The sequence below is a fragment of the Aeromonas taiwanensis genome, assembly GCF_000820165.1.
Taxonomy (GTDB): domain Bacteria; phylum Pseudomonadota; class Gammaproteobacteria; order Enterobacterales; family Aeromonadaceae; genus Aeromonas; species Aeromonas taiwanensis.
This window is the reverse complement of record NZ_CDDD01000096.1, coordinates 1-18,670: the sequence shown is the minus strand read 5'-3', so window position 1 is coordinate 18,670 and position 18,670 is coordinate 1. Positions and strand designations below refer to the sequence as shown.

At 63.2% G+C, this 18,670-nt stretch carries 17 protein-coding genes; 7 read left to right on the top strand and 10 right to left on the bottom strand.

Annotated features, from left to right (window positions below):
• Positions 1-31: 31 nt before the first annotated feature.
• Positions 32-595, top strand: a complete 564-nt coding sequence (locus tag BN1136_RS16465) for a DUF2799 domain-containing protein (protein WP_043757987.1) — start codon at positions 32-34, stop codon at positions 593-595.
• A 59-nt stretch (positions 596-654) separates the two neighbouring features.
• Here BN1136_RS16465 and BN1136_RS16460 read toward each other — a convergent pair whose 3' ends face one another.
• Both BN1136_RS16460 and BN1136_RS16455 read right to left on the bottom strand, forming a co-directional pair.
• Entirely contained in the window at positions 655-1,476 is an 822-nt protein-coding gene (locus tag BN1136_RS16460) for a Cof-type HAD-IIB family hydrolase (RefSeq protein WP_043757984.1), read from the bottom strand.
• A gap of 316 nt (positions 1,477-1,792) precedes the next feature.
• Positions 1,793-3,031, bottom strand: coding sequence for an MFS transporter (locus BN1136_RS16455; RefSeq protein WP_043757981.1), 1,239 nt, complete (start codon positions 3,029-3,031; stop codon positions 1,793-1,795).
• Between the two features lie 149 nt (positions 3,032-3,180).
• On the opposite strand from BN1136_RS16455, the gene BN1136_RS16450 reads away from it, so the two are divergent.
• Positions 3,181-3,804, top strand: a complete 624-nt coding sequence (locus tag BN1136_RS16450) for a helix-turn-helix transcriptional regulator (RefSeq protein WP_043757978.1) — start codon at positions 3,181-3,183, stop codon at positions 3,802-3,804.
• A gap of 309 nt (positions 3,805-4,113) precedes the next feature.
• Entirely contained in the window at positions 4,114-4,590 is a 477-nt protein-coding gene (locus BN1136_RS16445; protein WP_010672894.1) for an Lrp/AsnC family transcriptional regulator, read from the top strand.
• Positions 4,591-4,676: 86 nt separating this feature from the next.
• Here BN1136_RS16445 and BN1136_RS16440 read toward each other — a convergent pair whose 3' ends face one another.
• The 3 genes from BN1136_RS16440 to BN1136_RS16430 all read right to left on the bottom strand — a co-directional run bounded on the left by BN1136_RS16440 (position 4,677) and on the right by BN1136_RS16430 (position 5,825).
• Positions 4,677-4,994: a hypothetical protein gene (locus BN1136_RS16440; protein ID WP_043808926.1), complete on the bottom strand. Its 318-nt coding sequence runs from the start codon at positions 4,992-4,994 to the stop codon at positions 4,677-4,679.
• A 148-nt stretch (positions 4,995-5,142) separates the two neighbouring features.
• Complete coding sequence (locus tag BN1136_RS16435; protein ID WP_043757966.1) at positions 5,143-5,373, bottom strand: hypothetical protein; 231 nt, start codon at positions 5,371-5,373, stop codon at positions 5,143-5,145.
• 26 nt (positions 5,374-5,399) lie between these two features.
• Positions 5,400-5,825: a MarR family winged helix-turn-helix transcriptional regulator gene (locus BN1136_RS16430; RefSeq protein ID WP_043757962.1), complete on the bottom strand. Its 426-nt coding sequence runs from the start codon at positions 5,823-5,825 to the stop codon at positions 5,400-5,402.
• A 242-nt stretch (positions 5,826-6,067) separates the two neighbouring features.
• On the opposite strand from BN1136_RS16430, the gene BN1136_RS16425 reads away from it, so the two are divergent.
• Positions 6,068-6,511: a nucleotide triphosphate diphosphatase NUDT15 gene (locus BN1136_RS16425; RefSeq protein WP_043757959.1), complete on the top strand. Its 444-nt coding sequence runs from the start codon at positions 6,068-6,070 to the stop codon at positions 6,509-6,511.
• Positions 6,512-6,629: 118 nt separating this feature from the next.
• On the top strand, positions 6,630-7,763 hold the full coding sequence (gene chrA, locus BN1136_RS16420) for a chromate efflux transporter (protein WP_043757958.1): 1,134 nt from the start codon (positions 6,630-6,632) through the stop codon (positions 7,761-7,763).
• 70 nt (positions 7,764-7,833) lie between these two features.
• On the opposite strand, the gene msrB is transcribed toward chrA, so the two are convergent.
• From msrB to malQ, 4 genes are all read right to left on the bottom strand, one after another.
• Positions 7,834-8,220: a peptide-methionine (R)-S-oxide reductase MsrB gene (gene msrB / locus BN1136_RS16415; protein WP_043757956.1), complete on the bottom strand. Its 387-nt coding sequence runs from the start codon at positions 8,218-8,220 to the stop codon at positions 7,834-7,836.
• A gap of 56 nt (positions 8,221-8,276) precedes the next feature.
• A complete protein-coding gene (glgX, locus tag BN1136_RS16410; RefSeq protein ID WP_043757953.1) occupies positions 8,277-10,418 on the bottom strand; it encodes a glycogen debranching protein GlgX in 2,142 nt (713 codons plus the stop codon).
• Complete coding sequence (glgB, locus tag BN1136_RS16405; RefSeq protein ID WP_043757946.1) at positions 10,418-12,595, bottom strand: 1,4-alpha-glucan branching protein GlgB; 2,178 nt, start codon at positions 12,593-12,595, stop codon at positions 10,418-10,420. The genes glgX and glgB overlap by 1 nt, the downstream gene beginning before the upstream one ends.
• Before the next feature lie 82 nt (positions 12,596-12,677).
• Complete coding sequence (gene malQ, locus BN1136_RS16400; protein ID WP_043757943.1) at positions 12,678-14,867, bottom strand: 4-alpha-glucanotransferase; 2,190 nt, start codon at positions 14,865-14,867, stop codon at positions 12,678-12,680.
• 346 nt (positions 14,868-15,213) lie between these two features.
• Here malQ and gap point away from each other — a divergent pair, with 346 nt between their 5' ends.
• Both gap and BN1136_RS16390 read left to right on the top strand, forming a co-directional pair.
• Entirely contained in the window at positions 15,214-16,209 is a 996-nt protein-coding gene (gap, locus tag BN1136_RS16395; RefSeq protein WP_043757940.1) for a type I glyceraldehyde-3-phosphate dehydrogenase, read from the top strand.
• A 106-nt stretch (positions 16,210-16,315) separates the two neighbouring features.
• Complete coding sequence (locus BN1136_RS16390) at positions 16,316-17,182, top strand: D-hexose-6-phosphate mutarotase (protein WP_043808924.1); 867 nt, start codon at positions 16,316-16,318, stop codon at positions 17,180-17,182.
• Between the two features lie 71 nt (positions 17,183-17,253).
• On the opposite strand, the gene nadA is transcribed toward BN1136_RS16390, so the two are convergent.
• The gene (gene nadA / locus BN1136_RS16385) at positions 17,254-18,327 is read right to left on the bottom strand and encodes a quinolinate synthase NadA (protein ID WP_043764280.1); all 1,074 of its coding nucleotides are present in this window, start codon (positions 18,325-18,327) and stop codon (positions 17,254-17,256) included.
• Positions 18,328-18,670: the final 343 nt, after the last annotated feature.

Below are 18,670 nucleotides of genomic sequence, written 5' to 3'. Positions count from 1 at the left end.
GCCTCTCCACCCTTACTCTCGGAGCCCCTTCATGTCCCCCAAGATCCTGCTGTTGACCCTCCCCTTGCTGCTCGCCGGATGCAGCGCCCTGTCGGAGGAGGAGTGCCGTGCCATGAGCTGGTACAACCAGGGCTATCAGGACGGGGAGCAGGGCAAGACCCGGGCCGCCACCGGCGATTACAAGAAAACCTGCGGGGAGTACGGCCTCAGGGTGGACGAGGCGGAGTGGCAGCGCGGCTACGCCAAGGGGCTGGAGCTCTACTGCATCCCCGAGCTCGCCTACACCAAGGGGCGGGGGGGAAGCGAATACCTGGGGGTCTGCCCCAATGACACCAGCTTCCTCACCCAGTTCGAGCGCGGTCGCAAGGAGTACCTGCTGGAGCAGCGTCTCTCCGAACTGCAACAGGAGCTGGATCGCACCGAGCGAAGCATCTACCAGTTCGATCAGCAGATCCGCAGCGAGAGCGACAGCAAGCAGCGCGACTACTACCGTGCCCAGCGCGAGCGCGCCATTCGCCATTACGAGGGAGTGCGCCGGGAGTACAACCGCATCCGCTTCCCGGATCGGGTGATCCAGTTCTCCTTCGGGAGCTGACAAACAGAAAGGGGCCGATATGGCCCCTTTCTGTTTCTGCCGCTGTCTGTTTCTTCCCCTCAGGCGGGCAGGACCCAGCGCTGCAGCGCCAGCGCGATGCCATCCTCGTTGTGGTCGGCGGTGACCCGGTCGGCATGGGCCTGGATCTGGGGTGCCGCGTTGCCCATGGCCACCGCCAGCCCCACCTGTTCGAACATGCTGATGTCGTTGTTGTTGTCACCAAACGCCACCACGTCCTCCATCGCAATCCCTTCGCTCGCCGCCCACTGGGCCAGCCGGTTGCCCTTGCTGCAGCCGGGTTGCACCAGCTCCACCGCATAGGGGGCAGCCCAGTCCTGGGTGAAGGGCAACCCCTGCACTACCTCCCCCACGAAACGGTGCAGCCGACCGGGATCCTGGTGGAACAGCTCCAGCTTCCAGATGGGGTGTTGCAGCCAGGCGTCGATATCCTGGGCCGGCAACAGGGAGACCTTGAGGTGATCCGGCTGGTTCGCGGACCAGCGCCGCATCCGGCCCACGTGCTCCTCGCAGCCGAGGTAGCCGATGCCGTCCCCCAGATGGAAGAGCGCCCCCATCTCCTGGGACTGCACCTCGGCCAGCAGGGCGGTGAGCGGCGCCACCGCCAGGGGATCCCCGGCGAGGATCCTCTCCTGCGCCGGATCATAGAGGTAGGCGCCGTTGCTGCAGATGATGGGGGTCTCGAGGGCCAGTTCGTGGTGGAAGGGGCGCGCCGTCATGAAGTGACGGCCGGTCACCAGCAGTACCTTGATGCCGTGAGCCCGGGCCTGGGCCAGGGCGGCCCGGGTGGCAGACGAGATCTTGTGATCCCGGGTCAGCAGAGTGCCATCCATATCCAGAGCAATGGCCTGATATTGACTCATATCACCTCCGAGAGTGTCGAAACGGCTGGGGTACCATACTGTCCCGCTTCCAGTGCAATGGCCTGATAACGGCTCATATCACCTCCAAGCGTGTCGAAACGGCTGGGGTACCATACTGTCCCGCTTCCAGTGCAATGGCCTGAAAACGACTCATATCACCTCCAAAGAGTGGGCATCGCGGGGCGCATGATGGAGAAAGCGGTCGCCGGGCGACGGGGTAAATCGGAGCAAGAAGTCATACCGTCCCAGACTCGGCGCCGCGATGCAAGCCCGGGCTGCCGCCCCGGCGCCAATCTGTGATCCCGCCGCGTCGGGATCAGCCAGCCTCCGCGCACCCGGTGACGGCCTCTCTCCTGTCCGCCCGCCGGCGCAGGCCATAAAAGCCGAGGGCACAGAGCACACCGCAGAGCGTCGCCAGGTAGAAGGGCCACTCGGTGCCCGCCAGCAACACCAGGCTGCCCAGCACCACCGCCAGGATCTCGCTGCCCACCGCCAGGCCGCGATAGATCCCCATCGCCTGCCCCTGCTGGCTGGCATCACTGCGGTTGGAGACGGCCACCGAGGTGGCGAGCTCCCCCAGGCTCATGCCGATGCCGGCCGGGATGAAGGTGAGCGCCAGCCCCCACCACTGGGTCGGCAGGATGAACATCAGCATGCCCGCCGCCATCACCAGGTGGCCGACGATGCCAAGGGAGCTGCCGCGCCAGTGGCGTGCCAGCTGCTCCCCGATCCAGGAACCCAGCATCATGGGCACGCTCACCAGCACGGCGGCCTGGGCCAGCTGCACCGGATCCCAGGCGAGCCGCTCCACCAGCCAGACGTTGAAATAGGTGAAGTAGAGCTGCACCGCCCCGTAGCTTGCCAGGGTCAGCGCGAAGTAGGGCAGGAGGCGAGGTTGCAGCAGCAGCTGGCGGGTCGTGAGGGGAACCTCATCCCGGGTCGCCGACAGAGGGGGGCGATTTGGCAGCAGCCAGAGCACCAGCAGCAGGTTGATCACCGTCATCCCCACCGCCAGCCAGGCCGCCAGGCTGTAATCCCCCGACACCACGGCCGCATAGCCCCCTATCATGGGGCCCAGCACCCAGCCCAGATTCATGCCGATGTTGATGCGGGCAAAGTTGCGCGCCTTGGTTTTCGCCGTGCTCATGTCTGCCGCCATGGCCTGCACGATGGCGATGTCGCCGTTGAAGAAACCCTCCACCACCCGGCTCAGCAGCAACAACGGCAGGGAACGCCAGGCGATCCCCAGCGCCATCAGCACATACCCCGCCAGCACGCCCACCAGGCAGAGGGTCAGCACCGGCTTGCGGCCATGCCGATCCGACAGCTTGCCGAGCCAGGGGGCCCCCAGCAGTTGAAACAGCGGGTACAGCCCCATGATGACACCGAGCCACACCTTGCGGCTCCAGTCCGACGCTTCCGGCGTCAGCATGCCCTGGGCCGGATCCAGCATCAGCGGTGCCAGCACGGGGGACGGCAGGCTGAATCCCGCCACCGCCAGCGTCACCGTCATGACCAGCACCCAGAGGGTCGCCTGTCCCTTGATCCCTTCCATGTCAGCCTCATTAAATAAAGTTATTTGTTTATTTATATTGTAAGGACTCGGGCATTAAGTAAAGCATATCGTTGATTTAAATGGGGCCCCTGCCCATAATGACCCTAGCCGGGCCTCTCAGACCCGATCTCCACAACCAGAGTCATTCCATGAACGCCAGCACCGACAAGATCCTCCACCTCCTGAAGACCCGGGGCCCCCAGAGCGCAGCCGCGCTCGGGGAGCAGCTGCAGATGACCTCCATGGGGGCGCGCCAGCATCTGATGACCCTGGAGTCCGAAGGCTGGGTGAGTTTCAGCGACGAGGCCCGCGGCCGTGGCCGTCCGGTACGCCTGTGGCAGCTCACAGAGCAGGCCTGGCAACGCTTCCCCGACACTCACGGCGAGCTGACTCTGCAACTGATCGACGACGTCAGGCAGTTGTTTGGTGAGGAGGGCATGGAGCAGCTCATTGCCCGACGGGAGCAGCAGATGCTGCACCGCTATCAGGCCAGATTGACCCAGCCGGCACTGGCGGATAGGCTCGCGGAGCTCAAGGTGATGCGCAGCCTGGAGGGCTATATGGCAGACATGTCACAGGAGGAGGACGGCAGCTGGCTGTGGTGGGAGAGCCACTGTCCCATCTGCAGCGCGGCCAGGGCCTGCCGGGGCTTCTGTCGCAGTGAGCTGGCGATGTTCCGCGCGCTGCTGGCGCCGGCCGAGGTGGAACGGGAGCAGTATCTGCTGGACGGGGACAGGCGCTGCCTCTATCGCATCCGGCCGCCGCAGCCCTGAGTGAGCGGGCAGCAAAAACAACAAAGCAGGCGCCGGGATGCCTGCTTTGTTGCCTTCGGGGAGAGGGTGCTCTCGTTCCAGCCCGTCGCTTCCCGGTTGGGTCGAACGGCTGATGGGGTTGGTGACCCGGTAAGGTCCTTCACCACAGGCGCCGGGTTGGGCATCTGTCTTGCCACCGGAAGATGACACCATAGTACCCCCGGTCATGCGGTGAGTGGTTGTGAAGTAGCAGGTATTTTCAGTTGTTTTTGCAATAGTTCACCCTTAATCTAGGAAAAGTGGATTAGTAATTGCAACGAGGAACGGAGAATGCTGAAACTTGATCGTATAGACAGGCATATTCTGGAGTTGATGCAGGAGAATGGCCGCATCAGCAACCTGGAGCTGGCCGAGCTGGTCGGCCTCTCCCCCTCCCCCTGCTCGCGCCGGGTCAAGGCGCTGGAGGATGCCGGTCTCATCGACACCCATGTGACCCTGCTCAACGCCCGTCAGCTGGGGCTCACCCTCACCGCCTACATCCATATCTCCATGGACAGGCACACACCGGAGCGCTTCGAGAACTTCGATCGGGCCGTCAAGGATCTGCCCGAGGTGCTGGAGTGCGACCTCATCACCGGCAACGACGCCGACTACCAGCTCAAGGTGGTGGTGCGGGACATGGAACACTACCAGCACTTCCTGCTGGACAAGCTGACCCACATCTCCGGGGTGACCGGGGTGCGCTCGAGCTTCGTGCTGCGCCGCATCAAGCACAAGACGGCCCTGCCCCTCAATCACCTGGGCTGAGGGCCCGGCACCTAGGCTGACAGACACAAAATGCAAGAGGAGGCCATGGCCTCCTCTTTGTCGTCTCTGGCGCCGAGAGCCCGCTGTCAGGCCTCGACGGGGCTGACGTCCTGCACCTGCAGCAACCAGCCATTCTGCTCCTGCAGGGGTTCGCCACTCAAGCGCAGGCGCTCGCCGGTGGAGACCCACTGCCCTTTGGGCAGGGCGATCTCCAGGCTCTCGCTGCCGTTGTCGAACACCCAGCGATCCGCCCCCAGGGACGCGATCAAATATCCTTCCATCTCCACTCTGGACTCGGCTTGCCAGGACGGGACCACGGTCTCGCGACTCTCGATGAAATCCCCCTGCACGCCAAAACTGGCCAGTCCCCACAGAATGGAGAGCCCCACGATGGATGACTGCATCTCTCTCTCCTTTTCGTTTGGCACTTGAGGGCCAGTATGGGAAGAGAACAATGAGCGCACCATGAACAAGGCACCAAAGTGCTGGCGAGATCGCGAAAAAAAACCGACCCCAGGGTCGGCTTTGTCATTTTATGGCGTCTTGATCACACTATTTGGCCGCTTCTTCTGCCATCCGCACGGCCCTTGGTTTATTCATCCACATGGCCACGCCGCGATGCGCCGCACAAATACCCTCGTCGGTGATGGCCCTGACGCGAACGCCATCCTTGCAGACGGCCTGCCAGGCATCGGCATCGTCGATGCGCAGTTCGGAGGGGCCCTTGCCGGTGCCGGCACAGGCGCCCAGCAGAAGTGCAAACAGGGGGATCATGATCTTCATCAGATGACTCCAGACAGGAAAAGGGATCAGCGCCCCAGCTGAGCCGATACGCGATCGCAGAGCTGCTTGAGCTGGGCCAGCTCAGCATCGGCCAGATCCACCTGGTTGCGCAAGCTGTCCCCCAGGCAGCAGGCCCTGACCTCCTGTTGCAGCTGGCGCCCCGCCTCGGTCAGGCGGATGCATTTTTGCCGCTCGTCCTCGCGGGAGACGGTGCGGGTCAGCCACCCCTTGGTTTCCAGACGTTTGACGATGGGGGTCAGGGTACCCGCATCCAGCCCGGTCTCCTGGCCAATCTCCTTGAGGCTCACGTCGTCCCGGGCCCAGAGCGCGAGCATCACCAGGTACTGGGTATAGGTCAGGTCCAGCTTGTCCAGCAGTGGCCGATAGGCCCGCATCACCGCATTGGAGGCGCTGTAGAGGGCAAAACAGACCTGCTTTTTCAATTCACTCATGGGGCACCCCGCTGACGACTGGGGGTAGTATACCCCATGAGCAGTGAGGGCTGAATAATTTGCACGCAAGACAGTTGGCCCACCAGCCCCCCATCCGGATGGGTGGTGGACAATCAAGATCCCCGGGGCCATTGCTTGCGAAACGCCCTTATCCGTCCTAAGGTGGGCCCGTTTTTTTGGGTGGAGCCATCGTGCAGCGCCAGGATCCCCCTCGTCGTACAACCACAGCCAGGAGCGTCCCCATGTCTACTCCCTATCCCCGCGTCGGGGTCGGCGTCATCCTCACCAACCGCCAGGGCCAGGTGCTGCTCGGCAAGCGCAAGGGAAGCCATGCCCCCTACTGGTCCATCGCCGGCGGCCATCTGGAGCTGGGGGAGACCTTCGAGTCGGCGGCCATCCGGGAAGTGGCCGAGGAGACGGGCTTCGTCATCCACCATCCCCGCGTCATCGCCGTCACCAACAACCTGGAAACCTGGCGCGAGAGCGGCCTGCACTACGTCTCTGTCACCCTGCTGGCCGAGGTGGAAGGGGAGCCGCAACTGCTGGAGCCGGAGAAGTGTGAGGGCTGGGTCTGGTGCGACCCCGAGGTCCTGCCCGAACCTCATTTCGATGCCAGTCGCCAGTCCATCGCCTGCTGGCTGGCTGACCGCTGTTATCTGCCAACACCGAGCCAGCCCACCCCATAAGCCATCGTTCGCGGGGCGACACACTGTGCAAACGGGATAGCCCGAATAGTCATAACAGGTTCATCCCTTTGTCATATCATCCCGGCAGAGCCTTTGATAACGAGACAGGAGTGGTGGCGTGGGGCAGGTGTTTATTCAGTTTCTGTGGCTGGGGTGTGTCAGCTTTGGCGGGCCCGCAGCCCATATCGGCTATTTTCAGCGCACCTTCGTCGAGCGCCTGCGCTGGCTGACCCAGGCCGAGTTCGCCCAGTTGCTGGCCCTGTGCCAGCTGTTGCCCGGCCCCGCCTCCAGCCAGCTTGGCTTCGCCATCGGCCGCCACCGCGCCGGGTTCGGCGGCGCCCTGGCCGCCTTCGTCGGCTTCACCCTCCCCTCCTTCCTGCTGCTGCTGGCCGCCGCCATCGGCGTGGGCTATCTGGGCGCCAATGTCTGGCTGGATGCCGCCCTGCACGGCCTCAAGCTGCTGGCGCTCATCGTGGTGGCCGATGCCGTGCTCACCATGAGCCGCCAGTTCTGCAAGACGGGGCTGCAACAGGGGATCATGGTGGTCACCGCCGCCGCCCTCTGGTGGCAACCCGGCCTCCTGACCCAGCTCGTCATGCTGGCGGGGGCGGCCCTCATCTGCGCCCGGCAGGAAGGGCGCGGGGCCGCTGCACAGGCCGGCGCGCGGCGCCAACCCCACTGGCCCACCCTGCTGCTGTTCGCCCTGCTGTTCCTCGGCCTGCCGCTGCTGGGTGGCCCCCTCGGCCAGCTGGCCGCCGACTTCTATCGGGCGGGCAGCCTGGTGTTTGGCGGTGGCCACGTGGTGCTGCCCCTGCTGCAGGAGAGCGTGGGACACGCCCTCAACCAGCAACAGTTTCTGACCGGTTACGGGCTGGCCCAGCTGGTGCCGGGCCCCATGTTCACCCTGGCCACCTACCTCGGCGCCCAATTGCTGCCCACCACGCCCCTGGCCGGGGCCCTGCTCGCCACCCTGGCGCTCTTCCTGCCGGGGTTCCTGCTGCTGTGGGCCCTCGGGCCCTGCTGGCAGAGCTGGCTGGCCAGCCCCAGGCTGGCGGGGGCGGTGACCGGGATCAACGCCGCCGTGGTGGGGTTGCTGCTGGCCGCCCTCTATCAGCCGGTGTGGCTGAGCGCCGTGCTGGCCCCCACCGATCTGGCGCTGGCCGCCCTCGGCTTCTACCTGCTGCGCGTGCAGAAACTGCCCATCCTGATCCTCGCCGGCCTGTTGGCGGGGGCCGCCCTGCTGCAGGTCTGAATACGGCCACAACGAAAACGGCGCCCCTGCTGGCAGGGGCGCCGTTGTTGTCTCTATGCCGGGCAAAACCTCAGGCGTCGGGATCGAAGTCCAGACTCAGGCTGTTCACGCAGTAGCGCTGGCCGGTCTCGGTCGGCCCGTCAGGGAAGACGTGGCCGAGGTGGGAACCGCACTGGCTGCAGGTGATCTCCACCCGCTTCATGCCGTGACTGTTGTCTTCGGTGTAGGTCACCGTCCCCTCGATGGCCCGGTCGAACGAAGGCCAGCCGCAGCCGGAGTCGAACTTGGCATCCGAGTGAAACAGCACGCTCTTGCAGCAGACGCACAGGTAGTCGCCACTCTTGCGGTTGTGCAGCAGGGCACCACTGTAGGGACGCTCCGTGCCTTTCTCCCAGCAGACGTGATACTGTTCGGCGCTCAGCTTGTCGCGCCACTGTTCGGGGTTGTTACTGCTCATTCCGACTCCTCACCACTGATAACGGTGGCCAGCATACCCACTCCGGCCGCTTCCCTCTACCCCGCCAGCGGGAACTGTGATCCCGTTGGCAACACGGCGGCAACATCCGCCGTGGTGGTCGCCTCTTCCTTGGCCAGGGCGACCGCCGGCAGAGCGATCCGCTTGAGCAGCTTGAGGGAGTGGGCGCGCCCCACCGCCACCTGCCGCTTGATGTCGTCAGGCAAGAAGGGCAGACCGTCGTTGGTAGCGGTATCTATGGTCTGGATCCACTCCATGCCTTCCCCCGGAGGCGGCAGGCGGAACTGGATGTCGTAATCGCTGGCGTTGAACAGTACGCACCAGCGTTCACCGGCACAGCCGATCATGCCGATGTCCATGGCGAACGCCTGCCCCATGGGGGCATGCCAGTCCTGATCCGTGAGCTGGTGACCGTCCGGGTGGTACCAGTTGACCTGGTGGCAGCTACTGGGGGCACCGTTCCAGCTGTCGTCACTCAGCTGCAGGTTGGAGAAGACCCCCGATTCCGCCCGCAGCGCCATCATCTGCTGGGTGAAAACGAGCAGCCGCTCATCCTCCGGGCGCAATTGCCAGTTGACCCAGCTTATCTGGTTGTCCTGGCAGTAGGCGTTGTTGTTGCCGAGCTGGCTGCGCCCCATCTCGTCCCCCGCGAGGAAGTGCGGCGTCCCCTGGGAGAGCAGCAGGGTGGCGATCAGGTTGCGCTTCTGCTGCTGGCGCAGGTTGTTGATGCGCGGATCCAGGGTCGGCCCCTCCACCCCGTGGTTGCTGGAGAGGTTGTTGCCGTGGCCGTCCCGGTTGTCCTCGCCGTTGGCCTGGTTGTGGCGCTGGTTGTAGGAGACCAGATCCTCCAGGGTGAAGCCGTCGTGGTAGCAGAGGTAGTTGACGCTGGTGTGCGGAGCGCGCCAGTTCTTCGGGAAGAGATCCCGCGATCCGACCAGCCGGGTGGCGAAGTCCCCCATCTTGCCCGCATCCCCGCGCCAGAAGGCGCGCACCGTGTCCCGGTAGCGGTCATTGATCTCCAGCCACTGGCTCGGGAACTGGCCGAGACGATAGCCGAAGGGGCCGATGTCCCAGGGCTCGGCGATGAGCTTGACCCGCGCCAGCACGGGATCCGCCAGCATGGCCTTGAAGAAGGCGCTCATGGGGTCGAACTCCCCCGCTTCGCGCGCCAGAGTCACCGCCAGATCGAAGCGGAATCCATCCACCTGCATCTCGGTGACCCAGTAACGCAACGCATCGAGCACCAGCCTCAGGGTGTTGGGGTGATCCAGGTTGACGCTGTTGCCGCAGCCGGTGACGTTGGCGTGGCGGTGGTAGTCCGGGCCGTGGGCCCCCGCCTCGAAGGCATAGTAGCCCGCGTTGTCAAAGCCCTTGAAGGAGAGCATGGGGCCATCGAAACCGGATTCCGCGGTGTGGTTGTAGACCACGTCCAGGATCACCTCGAGCCCGGCCCGGTGCAGCTCGCGCACCATGGTCTTGAATTCGGTCACCGCCTCCTCGGCCCCGTAGCGCGGCTCGGGGGCGAAGAAGGCGACGGGGTTGTAACCCCAGTAATTGCTGAGGCCGAGCTGCTCGAGCCTGGGCTCGGACATGAAGGCCGCCACCGGCATCAGCTGCACCGAAGTGACCCCCAGCGCCTGCAGGTGCTCGATCATCAGCGGATGGCTGATCCCCAGGTAGGTGCCCTGCAGCGCCTTGGGGATCCCGGGGTGCTGGCGGGTGAAGCCCTTGACGTGGGCCTCATAGAGCACGACCCGCTCGGGCGGAATGCCGGGTTTGCCAACGCCCTGCCAGTCGAAGGCATCGTCCACCACCACGGATTTGGCCACCATGGCCGCACTGTCCCCCTGATAGAGGGCGTCATCCCAGCGGGTGGGGCGGCTGAGGGCCCGGGCATAAGGGTCTATCAACAGCTTGTCCGGATCGAACAGCAGGCCGTCCTGGGGCTTGCCATGGACCCGATAGCCGTAGCGCTGACCGGCCTTGACGCCGCGCACATGGCCGAACCAGTACTGGCCGCGCCGACCGGGCAAGGCCAGTCGGGCCAGCTCGCGCTCCTGCTCGTCGAACAGACAGAGCTCCACCTTGTCCGATTGGGGAGCCCAGACACAGAAATGGCAGCCCGTCTCGTCGAGACGGGCGCCCAGCGGGTGATCCACCCCGTTTTCCATTGTGAACATCAAGACTCCTGTTTGATGAACAAGGTCGCGAGCGGCGGCAAGTCCAGCACTATGCTGTGCGCCATGCCCTGCCAGGGGGTCGGCTCGGCGACGAAAACCAGACCTACATCGTAATTGCTGCCCCAGTAATGCTCGCTGTCGGTGTTGAGCACCACCCGGTAGTGACCGGCCGCCGGCACCCCCAGGCGATAGGCGATGCGCGGCACCGGGGTGAAGTTGCAGGCCACCACCAGGGGGTTAGCCCCCAGCTTGTCGGCGCGCAGCCAGGCGAAGATGCTGTTGTCGGCGTCGTTGTGATCCAGCCAGCGGAAGCCGGTCTGCTCATAGTCGGCCTCGTACAAGGCAGCTTCATGACGGTAGAGGTGGTTGAGATCCCGGATCAGCCGCTGCTGACCGCCGTGCTTGGGATACTGCAGCAGGTGCCAGGGCAGCTGGGCATCGTGGTTCCACTCGTTGCTCTGGGCGATCTCGGTCCCCATGAAGTTCAGCTTCTTGCCGGGGTGGGCATACATGAAGCCCATGTAGGCGCGCAGGTTCGCCGCCTGCTGCCACTCGTCGCCGGGCATCTTGTAGAGCAGGGAGTGCTTGCCGTGGACCACCTCATCGTGGGAGAGGGACAGAATGAAGTTCTCGTCATAGTGGTACACCATGGAGAACGTCATGTCGTTGTGGTGGTAGCGGCGGTGGATGGGCTCTTTTTGCATGTAGCTGAGGGTGTCGTGCATCCAGCCCATATTCCACTTGAAGCCGAACCCCAGGCCCCCCAGGAAGGTGGGACGAGAGACACCGGCAAAGGCGGTGGACTCCTCGGCGATGGTCATGGCGTGGGGATACTTGCCGTACACCTCCTCGTTGGTCCACTTGAGCAGGCTGATCGCCTCGTAGTTGTGGTTGCCACCATCGACGTTGGGGACCCACTCGCCGGCGTTGCGCGAATAGTCCAGATAGAGCATGGAGGCGACAGCATCCACCCGCAGGCCGTCCACGTGGAACTTGTCGAGCCAGAACAGGGCGCTGGCCACCAGGAACTGGCGCACGGTGTCGCGACCGAAGTCATAGATGTAGGAGTTCCAGTCCGGGTGCCAGCCACGGCGCGGATCCTCGTATTCATACAGCGGCGTGCCGTCGAAGCGCGCAAGGCCGTGGGCATCGGACGGGAAGTGGGCGGGCACCCAGTCCAGGATGACGCCGATCCCGGCCTGGTGGCACTGATCCACGAAATATTTGAAATCATCAGCCGTGCCGTAGCGACTGGTGGGGGAGAACATGCCCACCGGCTGGTAGCCCCAGGAGCCGGTGAAGGGGTGCTCGGAGACCGGCAGCAGTTCGATGTGGGTGTACTCCATCTCCTTGACGTAGTTCACCAGATCCACCGCCAGCTCGCGCCAGTTCAGGCTGTCGCCGTTGGGGTGGCGCTTCCAGGAGCCGACGTGCAGCTCGTAGATGGAGAGCGGCTGCTCCCGCTTGTCATTGCGCTGGCTCTCGCGCCAGTCGGCATCCTGCCACTGGTACTGATCGTGGTCGTACACCACGGAGGCAAAAGAGGGGTACTGTTCACTGTAAAAGCCCACTGGGTCGCTCTTGTGGGGCAGCCGGTTGCCCATGGGGTCTTTGAGTTCGAACTTGTAGCGATCCCCCGCCTTCAGGCCCGGCACGAACAGCACCCAGTGGCCGCACTGGCTGCGTTGCATGGGGTGGCGACGGCCGTCCCAGAAGTTGAAGTCGCCGATGAGGCTCACCGCAGTGGCGCTCGGCGCATAGACAGCAAAGCGCACCCCTTCTACCTGCTGGCCGAGGTGTTCAACGGTGCGCAGCTGGGCACCGAGGGTGTGGTAGAGGTTCTCCGGTTGCCAGGTCAGCTCTGCCAGTCCTTCCCAGGCGGCAGCCTGGAACTGGTAGGGATCGATGATGTCGACACTGGCGTCGGCGTAGCGGGCGATGAGCTGGTAGGGGAAGGGATTCTTGCGGCGGGTGAAAACAGTTTCAAAGAGGCCCGCTTCATCAGCGGCGGTCAGGGTGGCAACTATCTTGCCGGACTTGAGGTCTCTGACCCGGACCTCGAGCGCATCGGGCAACCAGGCGGTGAGTTTCAGGCCTGGCCCATCCGGATTGGCCAACAGGCCTAGATGGGAGAAGGGATCGGCACAGCGGGCGGCAACCAAACGTTCAACGGGCATCGACATTTCCTTTGATGGCTGAACATCCGCTTCGGCCTGGGCCGAAGCGGATGAAAGTGAGTCACATGTTGGCGATTAAGGCTCAACGGCTGGCCTCGTCACGGGCCCGGCTCATCTTGCCCGCCAGATTCTTGAGCGCCTCATCGGCAAAAATATCCTCCAGATCCCGGGAGAGCTTGCGACGCCAGTTGGGGTATTCATAACTGGTGCCCGGCACGTTCACCGGCTTGTCCATCTCCAGCCAGTCTTCCAGCTGGGTGCTGAACAGGGCACAGCTGCCACGGGACATGTGCAGTTGCAGACCGTGGTTGAGTTCGGTGTTCATGCCGACCCAGTTCACGTCGTGGCTGATATTGTCAGAGATGACCCCATGACCGTGCAGGCTGTCAAGGATCCGCTGCTTGGCCTGGTGGCGATCAGCATACAGAGTCTTGAGCACCTCTTCATCGGGGTAAAGCCCCAGTTCGCGCCCCAGCGCCAGATCGTCACAATGCCAGAAGCCCTTGAGGGTCGGCATGTCGTGGGTGGTCAGGGCGGACATCGCCTGCTCGGCGTAATGGGCAGGCGAGATGAAACCGCCATCGTCCTTGGAGCGTTCGAAGAAGAACACCTTGTAGGAGTGGACACCGTTCTCCTTGAGGGTCACATCGATCCCTTCCGGTACGGTGCCGAGATCCTCGCCGATCAGCAGGCACTGGTTGCGGTGGGATTCGAGGGCCAGGATCCCCAGCAGGTCGTTGACCGGATAATAGATGTAGGCCCCCTTGGCGGCGGACGCTCCGGGCGGCACCCACCACAGACGCAGCAAGGCCATCACGTGGTCGATACGCAGCGCACCGCAGGAACGCATGTTGGCGCGGAACAGATCCACCATGGGCTGGTAGGCAGCCTCGAACAGCTGGTTCGGGTTCATGGGGGGCAGGCCCCAGTTCTGACCCAACGGGCCGAGAATATCGGGCGGCGCACCGACCGATGCTTTCGGGCAGTAGAGATCCCGGTTCGCCCAGATCTCGGTGGAACCTTCGGAGACGCCCACCGCCAGATCCCGGTAGATCCCCATCACCATGCCGGCGGCCTTGGCGCGGGCATCGGCCCGGGCCAGCTGTTCGTCGGCCAGGAACTGCAGGTAGAGGTAGAACGCCACGTCCTGACTGTGCTCGGCCATCCAGGCGGCAACGGCCGGGTTGTGGTAGTCACGGAACGGCTCAGGCCACACCGGCCAGCCCCAGGCATTGTCGCCCAGGCCATAGAAGTGGGCCTGCAGGGCGTCGAAGGCGGCCTGCTGCTGCAGGCTGTCGCCACCGGCGGCCACGAAGGCATCGAACGCCGCCTGACGCTCGGCACTGAAGCTTGCCTCGTCAAACACCTGGCGCAGCATGCCGATCTTGGTCTGGATGACGCCGGTGTAGTCCACGTTGTCCTTCACCCGCAGGGAGGTGAGGTGCTGCTGGAAGGCCGGGCTCGCCACCTCCGCTTTCAGGCGCGCGTTGCCCAGGAATTCGGGCACCGCTTCCACATCGATATAGGCGACGTTGAGCCAGCGACGGGACGAGGGGCTGTAGGGGCTGGCACTCTCCGGGTTGGCCGGATAGAGGGCATGAATGGGGTTGAGACCGACGAAGTGGGCACCCCAGGCGGCGGCTTTCTCCACCAACTGGCCGAGATCGCTGAAATCGCCGATGCCCCAGTTGTGGCGGCTGCGCAGGCAGTAAAGCTGCACACTCGGACCCCACACCTTGCGGCCGTTGGCGATGGGCGCCTGCTTGTAGCAGGACTTGGGGGCGACGATGAGACGCATGGAGGCCAGCGGTTCGTCATTGCCCTCTTCCAGCAGCTGCAACTGGTGATACCCCAGCGCAGGCTGCACATCCAGGGCAACCCGGTAGGCCTGGCACTCCATTTCTTCGAACTCGGCGACACCGACCAGCTCCCCTTCGATGGGAGTCAGCTGGCCGGACAGCCGGGAGCCTTGCTCCAGCGCGATCTGCCAGTGGAGGGCGTCGTTGACGAATTCGATGGGCAGACGGACTTCAAGGCTGATGGGTTCGCCACTGCGCACCACCATCACGGGATCCAGTGGCCGCAGCCAGTGCTGGCGATGCTCCTGCTCCAGCTGCTCGGTCAGGGCGGCCTCGTCATCGACGCGGTAACCCATGGCGCCCAGCATGGCGGCCTTGCTCTCTTCGGATACCAGGGCCGACTGGCCCCAGGCATCGACATATTCACTGGCAATGCCTTTGGCGGCAGCCAGCTGTTCAATCAGGGTGGTCATAGTTTGAGAATTCCCGCTGTGGATTCTGTCTACGCTATTTTGTGATTAATTTTTATGGTTGGTACTTGAACAGTGGCTCTTTGGCCATGCTAAACCGGGCACATTTTTACATATCTCCCCGGCTGGATGTGTGACCGGGCAGGCACTATTGTTGTTCTCTGCGCCCCACTTTGCTGATGATGCATTCAACAAAAGCTGGTAGCCAGTTACATAAACCGAAAATAAATTTCACAGTTTTTCATGATATAGCGCAATTTCGCGCAGAATGTTGGTTGACTCACAGGTGAGTTCTAGTAAATTTACAAACGGAATTTTCTTTGACTACTGAACAGTTAGGTAACCAATTATGACTATCAAAGTAGGTATTAACGGTTTTGGCCGTATCGGTCGTTTCGTATTCCGTCTGGCCGCTGAGCGTTCTGACATCGAAGTGGTTGGTATCAACGACCTGATCGACGTTGACTACATGGCTTACATGCTGAAATACGACTCCACTCACGGTCGCTTCAAGGGCACTGTTGAAGTCAAAGACGGCAACCTGGTCGTTAACGGCAAAACCGTACGTGTTACCGCTGAACGTGACCCGGCCAACCTGAAATGGGGCGAGATCGGTGTTGACGTTGTTGCCGAAGCTACCGGCCTGTTCCTGACCGACGAGACCGCTCGCAAGCACATCGCTGCCGGCGCCAAGAAAGTCGTTCTGACTGGCCCGTCCAAAGACGCCACTCCGATGTTCGTCATGGGTGTTAACCAGGATTCCTACGCTGGCCAGGACATCGTTTCCAACGCTTCCTGCACCACCAACTGCCTGGCCCCGATCGCCAAGGTTCTGAACGATACCTTCGGTATCGAATCCGGCCTGATGACCACCGTTCACGCTACCACCGCTACCCAGAAGACCGTTGATGGTCCGTCTGCCAAAGACTGGCGCGGTGGCCGCGGCGCGGCTCAGAACATCATCCCGTCCTCTACCGGTGCTGCCAAGGCTGTTGGCGTGGTCATCCCGGAACTGAACGGCAAGCTGACCGGCATGGCCTTCCGCGTTCCGACTCCGGACGTGTCCGTTGTTGACCTGACCGTCAACCTGAAGAAAGAAGCTTCCTACGCTGAAATCTGCCAGGCCATGAAGGCTGCCTCCGAAGGCGCCATGAAGGGCGTTCTGGGCTACACCGAAGACGAAGTGGTTTCCACCGACTTCCTGGGTGAGCGTCAGACCTCCGTGTTCGATGCCAAGGCTGGTATCCAGCTGAACAAGACCTTCGTGAAAGTCGTCTCCTGGTACGACAACGAAATGGGCTACTCCAGCAAGGTTCTGGACCTGATCGCTCACATCTCCAAGTAATTTGGGATGCGCAATCGCGTAGCGTGAAAAAAGGCGGCCATTGGCCGCCTTTTTTGTATTCTGAATCCCAGGCATTCCTTCCGAACTACCGAGCACAGGACTCTTTATGACACCGACACGCACTCTGACCGCTCACTGTACTCTCAGCCATCGTGCGGATGGCCAACCGCAACTGACCATCGACAACCAATACGCCAGGGCCGAGATCAGCCTGTTTGGCGCCCACGTACTGAGTTATCAGCGCCATGACGAGCCCGCCTCCATCTGGCTCAGCGACAAGGCCATACTGGATGGCAGCAAGCCCATCCGCGGTGGTATTCCCCTCTGCTGGCCCTGGTTTGGCCCCTCCCCCGCCCGGGTCGGCAGCGGCAAGCCCGCCCATGGCTTCGCCCGCACCAGCCTGTGGACCCTGGATGGCGTCTCCGACCACGGGGATGGCACGCTCGTCCACCTGTCTCTGCGCGATAGCGATGCCAGCCGCGTCCTCTGGCCCCACGCCTTCGAACTGGAGCTGGACGTGCTGGTAGGCAAGGAGCTCTCCCTGGTGCTGACCACCCGCAACACCGGCAAGGCCCCTCTCACCTACAACGCAGCCCTGCACACCTATCTGCAGATCAGCGCGCCGCACGCGGTAGCCGTGACCGGTCTGGGCGAACCTTATCTGGACAAGCTGACCGGCCAGACCGAGCGTCAGCAGGGCCCCCTGAGGGTGACGGCGGCCATGGATCGCATCTATCGCCAGCCCGACGCCATGGTCAGCGTACAGGATGGCGAGCGCACCACCCGGGTGGTGAATGGCAACCACGACAGCGTGGTAGTCTGGACACCCTGGCTGGAAGGCGCCAGCGCCATGGCCGACATGAGTGACGATGGCTATCTCACCATGCTATGTGTCGAGGCGGCCATCTCCGACGAGACCGGTGTCACTGTGGCGCCGGACGAGGAGCACAGCTTCTCCACCGTCATCATCTGATGGGTGTGACAATCCCATAAAAAAAGAGGGCTCCCGCAGGAGCCCTCTTTGCATCTTGTTCTCGGAGACGATCAGGCGTTGCCACTGGTCTTGAGCCTGAGCTCGGCGGCAAAGTTGAGCATGCGGTCCAGCGGGATCAGGGCCTTCAGGCGCAGCGCTTCATCCACATGGATCTCGTGACGCTCGGCGCCGTCGGTCAGCGCTTCCTTGATCGCCACCAGACCGTTCATCGCCATCCAGGGGCAGTGGGCGCAGCTGCGGCAGGTGGCGCCATCACCGCCGGTCGGCGCTTCCACCATCTCTTTCTCCGGGCAGGCCTGCTGCATCTTGTAGAAGATGCCGCGATCGGTCGCCACGATCAGCTTCTGCTGGGGCAGCTCTTTGGCTGCCTTGATGAGCTGGCTGGTGGAACCCACCGCATCCGCCAGTTCGATGACGGAGGCCGGGGACTCCGGGTGCACCAGCACGGCGGCATCAGGGTTCTGGGCCTTGAGCTCACGCAGCGCCTTGGCCTTGAACTCGTCGTGCACGATGCAGTGACCCTGCCAGCGCAGCATCTCGGCCCCGGTCTTCTTCTCTATATAGGCGCCGAGGTGCCTGTCCGGTCCCCAGATGATCTTGTGGCCCTGGCTGTCCAGGTGCTCGACGATCTCCAGGGCGATGCTGGAAGTGACCACCCAGTCGGCTCTCGCCTTCACCGCCGCCGAGGTATTGGCATAGACCACCACAATGTGATCGGGGTGGGCATCGCAGAAGGCGGAGAACTGGTCGATGGGGCAGCCCAGATCGAGGGAGCACTCCGCTTCCAGGGTCGGCATCAGCACCCGCTTGTGGGGGCTCAGTATCTTGGAGGTCTCCCCCATGAAGCGCACCCCGGCCACGATCAGGGTCTGGGCGGCATGGTCACGCCCGAAGCGGGCCATCTCGAGGGAGTCGCCGACGAAGCCGCCGGTGGCTTCGGCCAGGGCCTGGATCTCGGGATCCGTGTAGTAGTGGGCAACAAGCACGGCCTGGCGTTCCTGCAGCAGCGTCTTGATCTCGGCGATCAGGGTCGCCTTCTGCTCGGAGGTCAGGGGCTTCGGCTTGGCCGGAAAGGGGTAGTCCATCTCGACTACCGGCGGGACATTGTTCAGTGCATTGCTCATTGCGACTGTTCCATCAACGCTCGGAAAGGCCAAAATTATAACCAGAAGCCGTGCACAAACCCATCAGCAAATCCATCTCAGCCCCACTCTCGACGCCTGCATGAGCAATCTGTTCTCATTCCGGCCCGAAGGTATTGCCGGATGGCACCGGGCTTGCTCACGCCGGGCTGCCTCTAGGGGAACTCTCTCGCTGCGGGATCACGGCTCCATGGCGCAGTCAGATGGTATGGAGAGGGAAGTGACGCCGTCGTCGGCAAGTCAGTCGATGGCGAGAGCACTGGCAAACAGCAACAAAAAAGCCCGCTGGCTGCAGGCTTTTCAAGATGGTGGTCGTTACTGGGCT